The 15013-nt window shown below is 62.4% G+C and carries 14 protein-coding genes; 5 read left to right on the plus strand and 9 right to left on the minus strand.

Translation table 11 applies throughout. The annotated features are described in order from the left end of the window. Window positions 1-148 precede the first annotated feature (148 nt). Window positions 149-1360, plus strand: coding sequence for an NADP-dependent isocitrate dehydrogenase (locus AC56QQ_RS20680; RefSeq protein WP_497123174.1), 1212 nt, complete (start codon window positions 149-151; stop codon window positions 1358-1360). A 12-nt stretch (window positions 1361-1372) separates the two neighbouring features. Further along, the gene (locus tag AC56QQ_RS20685; RefSeq protein ID WP_497123175.1) at window positions 1373-1999 is read left to right on the plus strand and encodes a glutathione S-transferase family protein; all 627 of its coding nucleotides are present in this window, start codon (window positions 1373-1375) and stop codon (window positions 1997-1999) included. 47 nt (window positions 2000-2046) lie between these two features. Here AC56QQ_RS20685 and alaS read toward each other — a convergent pair whose 3' ends face one another. Both alaS and recA read right to left on the minus strand, forming a co-directional pair. Further along, on the minus strand, window positions 2047-4713 hold the full coding sequence (gene alaS, locus AC56QQ_RS20690) for an alanine--tRNA ligase (protein ID WP_497123176.1): 2667 nt from the start codon (window positions 4711-4713) through the stop codon (window positions 2047-2049). A 277-nt stretch (window positions 4714-4990) separates the two neighbouring features. Further along, window positions 4991-6088, minus strand: coding sequence for a recombinase RecA (gene recA / locus AC56QQ_RS20695; RefSeq protein ID WP_010909075.1), 1098 nt, complete (start codon window positions 6086-6088; stop codon window positions 4991-4993). Window positions 6089-6368: 280 nt separating this feature from the next. Here recA and AC56QQ_RS20700 point away from each other — a divergent pair, with 280 nt between their 5' ends. Both AC56QQ_RS20700 and AC56QQ_RS20705 read left to right on the plus strand, forming a co-directional pair. Beyond that, window positions 6369-7313 carry a carbohydrate kinase family protein gene (locus AC56QQ_RS20700; protein ID WP_497123177.1) on the plus strand — a complete coding sequence of 315 codons (945 nt, stop codon included), beginning with the start codon at window positions 6369-6371 and terminating at the stop codon, window positions 7311-7313. Between the two features lie 75 nt (window positions 7314-7388). Beyond that, on the plus strand, window positions 7389-8306 hold the full coding sequence (locus AC56QQ_RS20705) for a pseudouridine-5'-phosphate glycosidase (protein ID WP_497123178.1): 918 nt from the start codon (window positions 7389-7391) through the stop codon (window positions 8304-8306). An 11-nt stretch (window positions 8307-8317) separates the two neighbouring features. On the opposite strand, the gene AC56QQ_RS20710 is transcribed toward AC56QQ_RS20705, so the two are convergent. Further along, window positions 8318-8641 (minus strand): TfoX/Sxy family protein, encoded by a 324-nt coding sequence (locus AC56QQ_RS20710; protein WP_091578257.1) that lies wholly within the window; start codon window positions 8639-8641, stop codon window positions 8318-8320. 90 nt (window positions 8642-8731) lie between these two features. Between AC56QQ_RS20710 and AC56QQ_RS20715 the strand changes: the two genes are divergently transcribed. Continuing rightward, window positions 8732-9229: a GFA family protein gene (locus AC56QQ_RS20715; RefSeq protein ID WP_497123179.1), complete on the plus strand. Its 498-nt coding sequence runs from the start codon at window positions 8732-8734 to the stop codon at window positions 9227-9229. Between the two features lie 32 nt (window positions 9230-9261). Here AC56QQ_RS20715 and sufA read toward each other — a convergent pair whose 3' ends face one another. From sufA to sufB, 6 genes are all read right to left on the minus strand, one after another. Further along, window positions 9262-9642 (minus strand): Fe-S cluster assembly scaffold SufA, encoded by a 381-nt coding sequence (sufA, locus tag AC56QQ_RS20720; RefSeq protein ID WP_013532156.1) that lies wholly within the window; start codon window positions 9640-9642, stop codon window positions 9262-9264. 109 nt (window positions 9643-9751) lie between these two features. Further along, complete coding sequence (locus tag AC56QQ_RS20725) at window positions 9752-10144, minus strand: SUF system Fe-S cluster assembly protein (protein WP_497123180.1); 393 nt, start codon at window positions 10142-10144, stop codon at window positions 9752-9754. Window positions 10145-10149: 5 nt separating this feature from the next. Next, entirely contained in the window at window positions 10150-11394 is a 1245-nt protein-coding gene (locus tag AC56QQ_RS20730; protein WP_497123181.1) for a cysteine desulfurase, read from the minus strand. Window positions 11395-11399: 5 nt separating this feature from the next. Continuing rightward, the gene (sufD, locus tag AC56QQ_RS20735) at window positions 11400-12668 is read right to left on the minus strand and encodes a Fe-S cluster assembly protein SufD (protein WP_497123182.1); all 1269 of its coding nucleotides are present in this window, start codon (window positions 12666-12668) and stop codon (window positions 11400-11402) included. A gap of 25 nt (window positions 12669-12693) precedes the next feature. Then, the gene (sufC, locus tag AC56QQ_RS20740) at window positions 12694-13449 is read right to left on the minus strand and encodes a Fe-S cluster assembly ATPase SufC (RefSeq protein WP_497123183.1); all 756 of its coding nucleotides are present in this window, start codon (window positions 13447-13449) and stop codon (window positions 12694-12696) included. Window positions 13450-13476: 27 nt separating this feature from the next. Then, window positions 13477-14994, minus strand: coding sequence for a Fe-S cluster assembly protein SufB (gene sufB, locus AC56QQ_RS20745; protein ID WP_256750867.1), 1518 nt, complete (start codon window positions 14992-14994; stop codon window positions 13477-13479). Window positions 14995-15013 lie beyond the last annotated feature (19 nt).

The raw sequence follows: 15013 nt of genomic DNA on the forward strand, positions 1-15013 counted from the left end.
TTCGCAAATGATCGCGGCCACGGCCTCACATTCGTGACCGATCGCCGTTTGCGCGGCCAAAAACGCTTTGATATACGGGCGGGCATCCCCCGGCCGAACGCCACGCGGGCAAGGCCGTCCCATATCCCAGCAACGAGGCATTCTTTCCATGGCGAAGATCAAGGTGGCGAACCCGGTCGTCGAACTCGACGGCGACGAGATGACCCGCATCATCTGGCAGTTCATCAAGGACAAGCTGATCCACCCTTATCTCGACCTCAAGCTCGAATATTACGACCTCAGCATCGAGCATCGTGACGCCACCAACGACCAGGTGACCGTCGATTCGGCCAACGCCATCAAGAAATACGGCGTCGGCGTGAAATGCGCGACGATCACGCCCGACGAGCAGCGCGTCGAGGAATTCAAGTTGAAGAAGATGTGGAAGTCGCCGAACGGCACCATCCGCAACATCCTCGGCGGCACCATCTTCCGCGAGCCGATCATCATGAAGAACGTGCCGCGCCTGGTGCCCGGCTGGACCAAGCCGATCATCGTCGGCCGTCACGCCTTCGGCGACCAGTATCGCGCCACCGATTTCCGCTTCCCCGGCAAGGGCAAGCTGACGATCAAGTTCGTCGGCGAGGACGGCAAGGTGATCGAGCATGAGGTGTACGACGCGCCCGGCGCTGGTGTCGCCATGGCCATGTACAACCTCGACGAGTCGATCCGCGAATTCGCCCGCGCCTCGCTGAACTACGGCCTGCTGCGCAACTACCCGGTCTATCTCTCGACCAAGAACACCATCCTCAAGGCCTATGACGGCCGCTTCAAGGATATCTTCCAGGAAGTCTACGAGGCCGAATTCGAGGCCGAATTCAAGGCGCGCAAGCTCTGGTACGAGCATCGCCTGATCGACGACATGGTGGCGTCCAGCCTGAAATGGTCGGGCGGCTATGTCTGGGCCTGCAAGAACTATGACGGCGACGTCCAGTCCGACACCGTGGCGCAAGGGTTTGGGTCGCTCGGCTTGATGACCTCGGTGCTGATGACGCCAGACGGCAAGACTGTCGAAGCCGAGGCCGCGCACGGCACCGTCACCCGCCACTATCGCCAGCACCAGAAGGGCGAGGAAACCTCGACCAATTCGATCGCCTCGATCTTCGCCTGGACTCGTGGTCTCGCCCACCGCGCCAAGCTCGACGACAATGCCGAACTGAAACGCTTTGCCGAGACGCTGGAAAAAGTCTGCATCCAGACCGTCGAGTCCGGCTTCATGACCAAGGATCTGTCGCTGCTGATCGGCCCCGACCAGCCCTGGCTCTCGACCACCGGTTTCCTCGACAAGATCGACGAGAATTTGCAAAAGGCGATGGCCTGACAGTCAGGCAAGATGGGCAAGCCCATCGTCTACGGGGCGGACTACAGCGTCTATGTGCGCATCGTCCGCCTCGTGCTCGCGGAAAAAGGCATCGACTACGAGCTCGTGCCGGTCGATGTCTTTGCCGCCGGGGGCATTCCCGCCTGGTATTTCGAGCATCATCCGTTCGGCCGCATCCCGGCCTTCGAGCATGACGGTTTCCGCCTTTACGAGACGAGCGCGATTGCCAGATATGTCGACGAGGCGTTCGACGGCCCGGTACTGCAGCCGAAAGACCCGCGCGCACGCGCAACGATGAACCAGATCATCGGCATGCTCGACGCCTATGCCTACCGATCCATGGTCTGGGATGTCGCCGTCGAGCGGCTGGAGAAACAGGCGCCCGACGAGGCCCTGATCGCCGGCGGGCTTTCACGGGCGAGCACGGCGCTGCAGGCTCTCTCCTCGCTGAAAGCGTCGGGCCCATGGTTGCTGGGCAATGAGCTGACGCTGGCCGACCTGCATGCGGCGTCGATCATCGCCTATTTCGTCAAGGTCCCGGACGGGCAAAAGCTGCTGGCCGAATTTCCCGAGATCCAGGCCTGGTGGAACCGCATCGCGGCACGGCCAGGCTTTGCCCGCACTGAGAAGGCTGACTGACAGCAAAGGCCCGGTGGTTGGGCCCTTGCTATCTGATCACAATCTGATCACGCGGCTTCGAGGGCAGCTTTCACTGCCGCGATCGCATCGGCGGCCTTGGAAGCATCCGGGCCGCCGGCCTGGGCCATGTCTGGCCGGCCACCGCCGCCCTGCCCGCCGAGTGCGGCGGAGGCCACGCGCACCAGATCGACGGCGCTGAAGCGGCCGACAAGATCATCGGTGACAGCGACCACGACACTCGCCTTGTTGTCCTCGCCGGCGCCGACGAAGACCACGACGCCGGAGCCGAGAGACGACTTGCCGGCATCAGCCAACGGCTTCAAATCCTTCGGCGAGACGCCGGAAACCGCCTTGCCGAGGAAACCGACGCCCGCCACCGTCTCGTTCTCCGACGGAGCGCCCGCCGCGGCACCGCCGCCCAGCGCCAGCTTCTTGCGCGCCTCGGTCAGTTCTTTTTCGAGCTTCTTGCGCTCGTCGAGCAGCGCCTCGACACGCGCCGGCACGTCGGCCGGCGAGATCTTCAGCGTTGCGGCGACGGTCTTCAGCCGCCTGTCCTGCTCGTCGAGATGCTTGCGTGCGGCCTCGCCGGTCAATGCCTCGATGCGGCGCACGCCGGCGGCAACCGCGCTGTCCGACACGACACGCACCAGACCGATATCGCCGGTCGCCCTGACATGCGTGCCACCGCAGAGTTCGACCGAATAGGGCCGGTTCGCCTTGGCGCCATGCAAGCCGGTGCCCATCGACACCACACGCACTTCATCGCCGTACTTCTCGCCAAACAGCGCCATGGCGCCTTCGGCGATGGCGTCGTCGACCGACATCAGGCGCGTCGACACCGGGCTGTTCTGCACGACGATCTCGTTGGCCATGCGCTCGACCTCTTCGAGCTCCTCGGGCGAGATTGGCTTGTTGTGCGAAATGTCGAAGCGCAGGCGTTCCGGCGCGACCAACGAGCCCTTCTGCGCGACATGGCTGCCCAGCACCTCGCGCAGCGCCTCGTGGATCAGATGCGTCGCAGAATGGTTCGCGCGCAGCCTGGTGCGGCGCGCATGGTCGACTTTCAACTCGACGGCCGCGCCGGTCTTGACCGTACCGCTGGCCACCTTGCCGATATGGACGAACAGCCCATCAGCCTTCTTCTGCGTATCGGAGATATCGATCGAGAAGCCTTCGCCCGAAATGACACCGGTGTCGCCCATCTGGCCACCGGACTCGCCATAGAACGGCGTCTGGTTGACGACCACGGCAACCGCCTCGCCCTTGCTGGCGCTGTCGACGGTCTTGCCGTCCCTGACAAGCGCCTGGATGAGGCCTTCCGCTTGCTCGGTCTCGTAGCCGAGGAATTCGGTGGCGCCGGCCTGCTCGCGCACCGGGAACCAGACCCTCTCGGTGGCCGCGTCGCCGGAGCCTGCCCAATGAGCGCGCGCCTCGGCCCTCTGCCGCTCCATCGCATCGGTAAAGCCGGCAAGATTGACCGAGATGTTGCGCTGGCGCAGCGCATCCTGCGTCAGATCGAGCGGGAATCCGTACGTGTCGTAGAGCTTGAAGGCCGTTTCGCCATCCAGCATGTCGCCGGGATGCAGCTTTTCCGTAGCCTCCGAAAGCAAGCCGAGGCCGCGCACCAGCGTTTTGCGGAACCTGGTTTCCTCGAGCTTCAGCGTCTCGGTGATCAACTGTTCGCCGCGCACCAGTTCCGGATAGGCCTGGCCCATCTCGCGCACCAGCGCCGGCACCAGGCGCCACATCAGCGGATCACGGGAGCCAAGCAACTGCGCATGGCGCATGGCGCGTCGCATGATGCGGCGCAGGACATAGCCACGGCCTTCGTTCGACGGCAGCACGCCATCGGCCACCAGGAAGGAGGACGAGCGCAGATGGTCCGCGATGACGCGAAACGACGCGACGGTTTCCTTGTCGGGGCCATGCCCGATCGCCGACGACGCCGCGTCGATCAGGTGACGGAACAGATCGGTTTCAAAGACGCTTTCCACCCCCTGAAGAATCGACGCCATGCGCTCCAGGCCCATGCCGGTGTCGATCGACGGGCGCGGGAGGTCGATGCGCTCCTCCTTCGTCACCTGTTCATACTGCATGAACACCAGGTTCCAGAATTCGAGGAAACGATCACCGTCCTCCTCCGGACTGCCGGGAGGGCCGCCCCAGATGTGCTCGCCCCGGTCAATGAAGATTTCCGAGCACGGCCCGCACGGTCCGGTGTCGCCCATCGCCCAGAAATTATCCGAGGTCGCAATGCGAATGATGCGATCGTCGGAAAAACCGGCGATCTTCTTCCAGAAGCCGGCTGCCTCGTCGTCCGTATGATAGACGGTGACCAGCAGCTTGTCCTTGTTCAGCCCGAATTCCTTGGTGATCAGGTTCCAGGCAAGCTCGATCGCACGCTCCTTGAAGTAGTCGCCGAAGGAGAAATTGCCGAGCATCTCGAAGAAGGTCAGATGGCGCGCGGTATAGCCGACATTGTCGAGGTCGTTGTGCTTGCCGCCGGCGCGAACGCTCTTCTGGGCGGTCGAGGCGCGCGAATAAGGCCGCTTCTCAAGGCCGGTGAAGACGTTCTTGAATTGCACCATGCCGGCGTTGGTGAACATCAGCGTCGGATCGTTGCGCGGCACCAGCGGGCTCGACGCGACGATCTCGTGACCCTCCTTGTGGAAGTAGTCGAGAAATGTCGACCGGATCTCGTTCACGCCACTCATGAATGCTGCCTTTTCGAGAGAACCGCCGGCCAGCCGGCGGAAAATGGGCTCTTGCGTCCTGGAAGATAGACTTGGCCTTTTAGCGATCGCACCGCACCCTGTCCAGAAACACGGAATTGGTCCAAATCATGGTCTTTGCCGACTGTCCGGACCGGCCTGCCTCACCGCCAAAACGCAAAACCGCCGACCCAGGGCCGGCGGTTCGAAACGCATTGATACGCAAACTCAAACTGGGGTACGCGAACTCAGGCTGAAGCCCTGACGGACCATACTCGTCCTACATCGCGCCGGCTTCATCCTCGAAACCGTCGTCACCGCCTTCGGAGCCACCATTCTCGAGGAATTTCTCGGCGATCAGCCCGGCATTCTGCCTGAGCGCCAGTTCGATCTCGCGCGCCGTGTCGGGATTGTCGCGCAGGAACAGTTTTGCATTCTCGCGACCCTGGCCGAGACGTTGCGAATTGTAGGAGAACCAGGCACCCGACTTCTCGACCACACCGGCCTTGACGCCAAGATCGACCAGTTCGCCGGTCTTGGACACGCCCTCGCCATACATGATGTCGAACTCGACCACCTTGAAGGGCGGCGCCAGCTTGTTCTTGACCACCTTGACGCGGGTCTGGTTGCCGACGACCTCGTCGCGGTCCTTGACCGAGCCGATGCGGCGGATGTCGAGGCGCACCGAAGCATAGAATTTCAGCGCGTTGCCGCCGGTCGTGGTCTCGGGCGAACCGAACATGACGCCGATCTTCATGCGGATCTGGTTGATGAAGATGACCATGGTGTTGGAGCGCGAGATCGATGCCGTCAGCTTGCGCAGCGCCTGGCTCATCAGCCGGGCCTGCAGGCCGGGCAGCGAATCGCCCATCTCGCCTTCGATTTCAGCGCGAGGCGTCAGCGCCGCGACCGAATCGACCACCAGCACGTCAATCGCGCCGGAGCGCACCAGCGTGTCGCAGATTTCCAGCGCCTGCTCACCGGTGTCGGGCTGCGAGATCAGAAGGTTCTCGAGATCGACGCCAAGCTTGCGCGCATAGACCGGGTCAAGCGCATGCTCGGCATCGACGAAGGCGCAGATGCCGCCCTTCTTCTGGGCTTCCGCCACAGTGTGGAGGGCGAGCGTCGTCTTGCCCGAGCTTTCCGGCCCGTAGATCTCGATGATGCGGCCGCGCGGCAGGCCACCGACGCCAAGCGCGATGTCGAGGCCAAGCGAGCCGGTCGGCACCGTTTCGATCTCGACGACCTGCTCGTTCGCGCCGAGCCGCATGATCGAGCCCTTGCCGAAAGCCCGCTCGATTTGCGACAGCGCCGCATCCAGAGCCTTTGATTTGTCCACCGCTTTGTCCTCTACCAGCCGCAAAGAATTCTGAGCCATGATACATCACCCCTTGGTCGTCAATGAAGGCCGGACAATCCGTAATCCCTGTCATTTTGTACCTTTTTTGTTCTCGTTTGGCAAGGGGCTTCAAATATCTGAAAAACAATCAAAATTCGGATTTGTTCTTTTTTCGTCCCAGAACCCGAGCAGGAATGCATCCCACATTGGGCCAGACAGCTTGGCCGTTTCGATCCGCCGAATCGTTGCCTTGCATGCGAAACTCCGTCACGCAGCCTAGCGCTTGTGCGGGTGGAATAACAAAGGTCATATCGCCGGCATGGTGAAATCTCCAAGAATTCTGGCGGTGGGCGGTGCCCATATCGACCGGCGCGGCCAGGTTTCGGGCGCTTACGTGCCCGCCGCCTCCAATCCGGGCACGATGCGCGAGGATGTCGGCGGCGGCGTCTTCAACGCGTTGCGCAGTCTGGTGCGGCGCGGGGTCTCGGCCTCGCTGCTGTCGGTGCGTGGTGGCGATGCCGCCGCCGATACCGTCGCGCGAGCCATCGCGGAAGCAGGCATTGCCGACCTGTCCGCCGTGTTCCTTGATCGGACGACGCCGAGCTACACGGCGCTGATCGACCGCGAGGGCGAACTGATCGTCGGCTTCGCCGACATGGCGCTCTATGAGTTGGCGTTTCCCAAGCAGATTCGTCGTTCCAAGGTGCGGGAGGTGATCGCCGCCGCCGATGCCATTCTGTGCGACGCCAATCTGCCTTCGGCGGCACTGGAGCGGCTGGTTTTGCTTGCCGCCGGCAAGCCCGTGTTCGCCATTGCCATTTCGCCGGCCAAGATCGTGCGTTTGAAATCGGTCCTCGGCCATCTGGCCGTCGTCTTCATGAACCAGCGCGAAGCCGTCGCCTTGGCTGGCCTGGACGGTACGGCGTCCGGGCAAGATATCGTTGATGGCCTGAAACGCGCCGGCCTCGACAGCGCGGTGGTGACGGCGGGCGGCGGCCCGGTGCTGGGTTTCGACCGGGATGGCACCTTTGCCGTCATGCCGCCCGCTCCCAGGAAGGTGGCGGATGTTACCGGCGCCGGCGATGCGCTGGCGGGCGCAACCGTTGCCGCCCTGCTGCGTGGCATGCCCCTGCGCGCGGCACTGCGCGAGGGTGTCGCCGCGGCGACGCTGGCCATCGAAAGCGCCGACGCCGTTCCCGATTTCACCGCGGCGACCTTCTCCGAGGCGCTGGCCCTTGTGCCGGATGCGCAGGAAGTGGCATGAGACCGGCAAATTCATAGTGCCGGAGTGCCGCTCGCGCGTCCCGATGGATCGCCGCACTCCGGGTTGGAGATCAAGATGACGCCAGAGACCGCCCGCCCCTTCATCGACATCCATGCGCCGGTGGCGCAAGCCTTGGCTGCCGGGCGGCCGGTGGTGGCGCTGGAAAGCACCATCATCACCCACGGCATGCCCTACCCCGACAATGGCGCCATGGCGGCGGACGTCGAAAAGATCATCACCGATGGCGGCGCCGTGCCAGCGACGATCGCCGTGGTTGCCGGCCGCATCAAGATCGGGCTTTCGGACGGTGAGCGCGAATCGCTCGCCATGACGGGTGACGCCATGAAGCTGTCGCGCGCCGACCTCGGCTTTGCGGTCGCGCAAGGGCGCACCGGCGGCACCACGGTCGCCGCCACGATGATCGCGGCGCATATGGTCGGCATCAAGGTGTTCGCCACCGGCGGCATCGGCGGCGTGCATAAGGGCGGCGAAAAGAGTTTTGACATTTCCGCCGATCTCGACGAGCTGGCGCGCACGCCGGTCATCGTCGTATCGGCCGGCGCCAAGGCCATCCTCGACATCGAAAAGACGCTTGAAGTGCTGGAGACGCGCGGCGTGCCGGTGGTCGGCCATGGCTGCGAGACGATGCCAGCCTTCTGGTCGCGGCATTCGCCGTTCCGCGCGCCGTTGACCTTGTACAAGCCGGAAGACATCGCGCATTTCTACCAGACGCGGCAGGCGCTCGGGCTCGGCGGCGGCATGCTGATTGCCAATCCGGTGCCGGAAAACCACGAAATCCCGGCCGAGGAGATGGCCTTCTATATCGAAGCCGCGCAGAAGGCAGCCGAGGCTCTCAACGTGACTGGCAAGGCGGTGACGCCATTCCTGCTGTCGAAGATCCTCGAACTGACCGGCGGCAGGAGCCTCAAGACCAACATCGCCCTGGTCGAAAACAATGCAAGACTGGCGGCTAAGATCGCCAGGGCATTGTAGTTTCCACGCAGCTACTTGCCGGCGCGCCGTCCCGCCTCATGGGCGCGGCGTGCCCACACCGCCATCTCGTCCGGATCGTCGAACGCGCTGTCGGGAATGCTCCAGTAGGGCATGGAGACCAGCTTGCCGTGCCGCGATCCGGTATAGGTCCATTGCTTGCAACCGGCGGCTTCGAAGGCGGGCGCGCTTTGCTCGTCCGCCTTCAGCATCAATTCGCCGCGCAGCACGATGGCGACGATGACGCCGTCGAAATAGATGCCCTTGCCGCCGAACAATTTGCGGATGCTGACCGGGCCAAGGCCTTCGAAAAGTTCGGCTATGCGTTCATTGTCCATGCCGCGATCATGACATCGGCATCTGGCATTGTCATCGCCGCAACCAAAACCATGCTGACAGGTTGAGAACGAAATTCGTCGGAGTTTTTCATGCCGCTTCTGCTCAAAGGGTCCTGCCGGTGCAACGCCGTGCGTTTCGAGGTCGAGAGCCACACACCGGTGCCGTTCATGCTCTGCTACTGCTCGATCTGCCGCAAGCAACAGGGTGGTGGCGGCTTCGCCATCAATCTCGGCGCCGACTACGAAACGCTGAAAATTACCGGCAAGCGCAATCTTGGCGTTTATCGAGCCGAGATCGAGGATGACGAGCATTCGCAATGCGAAGTCTCGTCAGGCGAGCGGAATTTCTGCAGGAAATGCGGATCGGCACTGTGGCTCTACGATCCGACCTGGCCGGAGCTGGTCCATCCCTTCGCCTCGGCGATCGACAGCGACTTGCCGAAGCCTCCGAGCAAGGTGCATCTGATGCTGAAGTACAAGGCGAACTGGGTCGAGCCTGATATCGGCAAGGGCGACAAAACATTCGACGTCTACCCGGAGGAATCGATCGCCGACTGGCACAAGCGAATGAAGATGTGGGTGGATTAGCATCCTTCTCCCCGTTTGCGGGGGAGGAATACTCAGGCCGACGCCCGCGCCTCTGCCAGCGCTTTCAAGTCAGCCGGCTTCAACTCGACGGATTCGCCGCAGCCGCAGGCCGAACTCTGGTTCGGGTTGTGGAAGGTGAAACCGGTGCGCAGCGTCGTCTGCTCGAAGTCCATCTCGGTGCCGAACAGGAAAAGCGCTGCTTCAGGCGCGACATACACATGGGCGCCGTCGCGCTCGATATGGTCGTCCTTGGTGTTGGGCTCGGTCACCAGATCGACCGTGTATTCCATGCCGGCGCAGCCGCCCTTCTTGATGCCGAGGCGTATGCCATGCGCGTTGTCGCGGGTGGCGACGATCTCGCGCACCCGGTCGGCGGCCTTTTCGGTCATCGTGATGACGGCGAAGCGTCCCATTTTTTCTCTCTCCATTCCATGCAGGTTCAAGGCCTGCCGAATGATTCCTCACCTAAAATGGTGAAGTTTTATCACTGGCGCAAGGGCACCAACCTTTGTCGGCTCGACGCTAGTACCAACCGACCGCCACCTGTGCCTCTTCCGACATGCGGTCGGGCGACCAGGGCGGGTCGAAGGTCATGTTGACCTCGACGCCGGAAACACCTTCGACGGCGCCGACGGCGTTTTCGACCCAGCCCGGCATTTCGCCAGCGACAGGGCAGCCGGGCGCGGTCAGCGTCATGTCGATCTTGACCGAGCGGTCGTCCTCGATGTCGATCTTGTAGATGAGGCCGAGCTCGTAGATGTCGGCCGGGATTTCCGGATCGTAGACGGTCTTCAGCGCCGAGACGATGTCGTCGGTCAGCCGCGCCAATTCGTCGGCGGGAATGGCCGAAGCGGAAACCAGCGGATTGATGGCCGCTTCCGGTACGGTCTCGGTGGTATGGCTAGCGTCGTCCATGATCGTCACCCGAAGAACTTTCGCGCTTTTTCGAGCGCTTCTGCCAAAGCGTCGACTTCGGCCCTTGTATTATACATCCCGAACGATGCCCTGCATGTGGAGGTTACGCCAAAACGTTTCAACAGCGGCTGGGCGCAATGGGTGCCCGCGCGGACCGCTACTCCCTGCCGATCTATCACCATCGACACGTCATGGGCATGAATGCCCTGCAACTCGAAGGAAATGATCGCCCCCTTGCCCGGTGCGTCGCCGAAGATGCGCAGCGAATTGATGGCGCGCAGCCGCTCGTGGGCATAGGTCTTGAGGTCTTCCTCGTGCGCGGCGATGCGCTCGCGACCGACCTTTTCCATATAGTCGAGTGCCGCGCCCAGCCCGATGGCCTGCACGATTGGCGGCGTGCCGGCCTCGAAGCGGTGCGGTGGCTCGTTATAGGTGACGATGTCTTCCGTCACTTCCTCGATCATCTCGCCACCGCCCATGAACGGTCGCATGCCCAGGAGAATGTCCTTCTTGCCACAGAGCACGCCGATGCCGGACGGACCGTAGACCTTGTGGCCAGTGAAGACGAAGAAATCGCAATCGAGATCCTGCACGTCGATCGGCATGTGCACGGCGCTCTGGCTGCCGTCGACGAGTACGGGAATTCCACGCGAATGCGCAATGCGCACGATCTCCTTGATCGGCGTCACCGTGCCCAAGGCATTCGACATCTGCGTGATGGCGACAAGCTTGGTGCGGTCGGTCAGCCGCTTCTCGAATTCCTCGATGTGGAAGACGCCGAGATCGTCGACCGGCACCCAGACCAGCCTGGCGCCCTGCCGCTCCCGGATGAAATGCCACGGCACGATGTTGGAGTGGTGCTCCATGATCGACAGCACGATCTCGTCGCCCTCGCCGATGTTGGGCATGCCATAGCCATAGGCGACCGTGTTGATCGCCGACGTCGTGTTCGAGGTGAAGACGATGTTGTCGGTGCTCGGCGCATTGAGGAAACGGCGCACAGTCTCGCGCGCCTTCTCATACGCATCGGTCGCGGCATTAGACAAGAAATGCAGGCCACGGTGAACGTTGGCGTATTCCTGGCTGTAGGCGTGCTGGATTGTATCCAGCACCACCTGCGGCTTCTGAGCCGACGCGCCGTTGTCGAGATAGACCAGCGGCTTGCCATAGACTTCCCGCGACAGGATCGGGAAGTCGCGGCGGATCGCCTCGACGTCGTAGAAATCTCCGATCTTGCCCGGAGCGTTCATCAGGATCACCCGTGTGCCACGAACCAGTCGTCAAGCCGCGCTTCGAGCGCCTCGACAATCGTCTCGTCGTCCAATTCCTCGATCACCTCGGCGACAAACGCCTTGACCAGAAGGCCGCGCGCGCTCTTCTCGTCGATGCCACGCGCCATCAGGTAGAACAGGTGGTCGTGGTCTATCTCGGTGACGGTCGCACCATGGCCGCAGACGACGTCGTCGGCGAAGATTTCAAGTTCGGGCTTGGTCGAGAACTCGCCGTCGTCCGACAACAGCAGCGTGTTGCAGGCCATCTTGGCGTTGGTCTTCTGCGCGTACTGGTGGACGTTGATGCGGCCCTGGAAGACGCCGCGCGCCTTGCCGGTCACCACGTTGCGGATCACTTCCGTCGAGGTCGTGTGCGGCACGGTGTGGTCGAGCACCATGGTCACGTCGCTATGGGTGTCGCCTGCAAGCAAGTTGATGCCACGCAGCTTGAAATCGGCGCCCTCGCCAGTGGTCTTGACCATGATCTCCTGGCGCACGAGCTTGCCGCCGGCATTCATGACGAACAGCGTCAGTTTGGCGTTCTTGCCGATATGGGCCGTGAACTGCGCCAGATGCGTCGCCGTCTCCGGCTGTTCCTGGACGATCAGCCACGTCACCTCGGCGCCCTCGCCGAGCACGAGCTGGCTGACCGAACTTACCAGAGCAGCCCCGTCACCCGTCTGACGCTCGACGATGATTGCCTTGGCGCCAGCGCCGACACGCACCGGCAGGCGCACATGCGTCTGGCCACCGGCCTGCAGGTTCTGCAGTTCGATCGGCTTGTCCAGTTCGACGCCATCGGCGATGTCGACAAAGTAACCGTCAGCAACGAAAGCGGTATTCAAAGCGCCGATGGCATCGTCGCTGCCATAGGGATCGAGCCCCGGCGCGATGCTGCCATCGATCAGCTTTTCCGTCAGGCGCTGCACGGTGACGCCCTCAACGGCCGGCACCTTCGTGCTCGATACGCCGTTCAGGACGGCCAACACGGCCGAGCCTTCCACGATCGGAGCAATGGCCTTGACCGCCGCGGCCGGATCGAAGTCCGGCACCGCATTCAGCAGCCGGCGCAGGTCCGTGTAGTGCCAGGATTCGACACGCCGAGTCGGCAGGCCGTGCTTGATCGCCTCGATGGCGTCGTCGCGCTTCAGCATCACCGCGCCGTCGCCCGGTAGCAGCGACAACCGTTCGCCGAAGGCGTCGATCAACGCCGTCTCGGCCGGTGTCCGCTGGGGCTGTGTGTGCATATTCATCAGTCTTGCCTTGCCTTCTGGCATCTCACGCGGCTTCGCCGATCACGCCGGCATAGCCATTGGCTTCCAGGTCGAGCGCCAGCGACTTGTCGCCGGACTTGATGACCTGGCCCTTGTAGAGCACGTGCACGCTATCCGGCACGATGTGTTCGAGCAGGCGCTGGTAGTGGGTGATGACCAGGAAAGCACGGTCCGGCGCGCGCAACGCGTTGACGCCGTCGGAAACGATCTTAAGCGCGTCGATGTCGAGGCCGGAATCGGTTTCGTCGAGCACGCACAATTTCGGCTCAAGCAGCTTCATTTGCAGGATCTCGGCGCGTTTCTTCTCGCCACCGGAGAAGCCGACATTGAGCGGCCTCTTCAACATCGCCATGTCCATGCTGAGCGAGGCGGCGGCTTCCTTCACGCGCTTGAGGAATTCCGGAATCTTCAGCGGCTCTTCGCCCCGCGCCTTGCGCTGCTCGTTCATCGCAACCTTCAAGAATTCCATGGTCGCCACACCCGGTATCTCCATCGGGTACTGGAAGGCGAGGAAGATGCCGGACGTGGCGCGCTCGGCCGGATCCATTCCGAGGATCGACTGGCCGTTGTAGAGGATGTCGCCCTCGGTGACTTCATAGTCCTCGCGCCCGGCGAGGATATAGGACAGCGTCGATTTTCCCGAACCGTTCGGACCCATGATGGCGGCGACTTCGCCGGCTTTCACCGTCAGGTTCAAACCGCGGATGATTTCGGTGCCGTCATCGACGATGCGGGCGTGCAGGTTTCTGATCTCAAGCATTCTTTTGTTTCCTGAATATCTGTCCGGTCAGCCGACCGAGCCCTCAAGCGAGATCCCGATCAGCTTCTGCGCCTCGACCGCGAATTCCATCGGCAGCTGCTGGATGACGTCCTTGACGAACCCGTTGACGATCAGCGCGATCGCCTCTTCCTCGGGGATGCCGCGCTGCATGACGTAGAACTTCTGGTCCTCGGAAATCTTCGAGGTCGTCGCCTCATGCTCGAACTGCGCCGTCGAATTCTTGGCTTCCATGTAAGGTACGGTGTGCGCGCCGCACTGGTCGCCGATCAGCAGCGAGTCACAGTTGGTGAAGTTGCGGGCGTTGGTCGCCTTGCGGTGCGCAGAAACCTGGCCGCGATACGTGTTCTGCGAGAAGCCGGCGGCGATGCCCTTGGAGATGATGCGGCTCGACGTGTTCTTGCCGAGATGGATCATCTTGGTGCCGCTATCGACCTGCTGATAGCCGTTCGACACGGCGATCGAATAGAACTCGCCGCTGGAATCGTCGCCGCGCAGGATGCAGCTCGGATACTTCCAGGTGATGGCCGAACCGGTCTCGACCTGCGTCCACGAGATCTTCGAGCGGTCGCCACGGCAGTCGCCGCGCTTGGTGACGAAATTGTAGATGCCACCCTTGCCCTCGGCGTCACCGGGGTACCAGTTCTGCACCGTCGAGTACTTGATCTCCGCATCGTCGAGCGCCACCAGTTCGACGACCGCGGCATGAAGCTGGTTCTCGTCGCGCTGCGGCGCCGTGCAGCCTTCGAGATAGGAGACGTAAGCCCCCTCCTCGGCGATGATCAACGTGCGTTCGAACTGGCCGGTGTTCTTCTCGTTCATGCGGAAATAGGTCGACAGTTCCATCGGGCAGCGCACGCCCTTGGGCACGAAGACGAAGGACCCGTCGGTGAACACGGCCGAATTCAGCGTGGCGTAGTAGTTATCGGAAGTCGGCACGACCGAACCAAGATATTTCTTCACCAGTTCCGGATGCTCGCGAATGGCTTCCGAGATCGAGCAGAATATGACGCCGGCCTGCGCCAGCTCCTTCTTGAAGGTGGTGACGACGGAGACGGAATCGAACACCGCGTCGACAGCGACACGGCCCGATTTGTAGACATTGTCGCTGACTTCCTCGAGCTCCGAGGCGTCGGTCTTCTGCACGCCGGCGAGGATTTCCTGCTCCCTCAGCGGAATGCCAAGCTTTTCATAGACTTTCAGCAGTTCGGGATCGACATCGCTGAGCGAGGTCGGGCCGGGCGTGCTCTTGGGCGCCGCATAGAAGTAGATGTCCTGGAAATCGATCTTCGGGTAATGGACGCGCGCCCAAGTCGGCTCGTCAAGCGTCAGCCAGCGGCGATAGGCTTCCAGACGCCATTCCAGCATCCAGGACGGTTCATCCTTCTTGGCCGAAATGAAACGGATGATGTCTTCGCTCAGCCCCTTCGGGGCCTTGTCCATCGCGATTTCGGTCTGGAATCCGTATTTATACTGGTCGACATCGATCTTGCGGACTCGATCGATCGTCTCCTGCACAGCAGGCATAAGCGTTCTCCATCCACGC

Source organism: Mesorhizobium sp. RCAM 05099 (genome assembly GCF_059683685.1).

Bases quoted from the DNA above. Each gene is read 5' to 3' on its own strand.
- AC56QQ_RS20680 (WP_497123174.1), top strand. From the start codon at position 149: ATGGCGAAGATCAAGGTGGCGAACCCGGTCGTCGAACTCGACGGCGAC.
- AC56QQ_RS20685 (WP_497123175.1), top strand. From the start codon at position 1,373: ATGGGCAAGCCCATCGTCTACGGGGCGGACTACAGCGTCTATGTGCGC.
- alaS (WP_497123176.1), bottom strand. From the start codon at position 4,713: ATGAGTGGCGTGAACGAGATCCGGTCGACATTTCTCGACTACTTCCAC.
- recA (WP_010909075.1), bottom strand. From the start codon at position 6,088: ATGGCTCAGAATTCTTTGCGGCTGGTAGAGGACAAAGCGGTGGACAAA.
- AC56QQ_RS20700 (WP_497123177.1), top strand. From the start codon at position 6,369: ATGGTGAAATCTCCAAGAATTCTGGCGGTGGGCGGTGCCCATATCGAC.
- AC56QQ_RS20705 (WP_497123178.1), top strand. From the start codon at position 7,389: ATGACGCCAGAGACCGCCCGCCCCTTCATCGACATCCATGCGCCGGTG.
- AC56QQ_RS20710 (WP_091578257.1), bottom strand. From the start codon at position 8,641: ATGGACAATGAACGCATAGCCGAACTTTTCGAAGGCCTTGGCCCGGTC.
- AC56QQ_RS20715 (WP_497123179.1), top strand. From the start codon at position 8,732: ATGCCGCTTCTGCTCAAAGGGTCCTGCCGGTGCAACGCCGTGCGTTTC.
- sufA (WP_013532156.1), bottom strand. From the start codon at position 9,642: ATGGGACGCTTCGCCGTCATCACGATGACCGAAAAGGCCGCCGACCGG.
- AC56QQ_RS20725 (WP_497123180.1), bottom strand. From the start codon at position 10,144: ATGGACGACGCTAGCCATACCACCGAGACCGTACCGGAAGCGGCCATC.
- AC56QQ_RS20730 (WP_497123181.1), bottom strand. From the start codon at position 11,394: ATGAACGCTCCGGGCAAGATCGGAGATTTCTACGACGTCGAGGCGATC.
- sufD (WP_497123182.1), bottom strand. From the start codon at position 12,668: ATGAATATGCACACACAGCCCCAGCGGACACCGGCCGAGACGGCGTTG.
- sufC (WP_497123183.1), bottom strand. From the start codon at position 13,449: ATGCTTGAGATCAGAAACCTGCACGCCCGCATCGTCGATGACGGCACC.
- sufB (WP_256750867.1), bottom strand. From the start codon at position 14,994: ATGCCTGCTGTGCAGGAGACGATCGATCGAGTCCGCAAGATCGATGTC.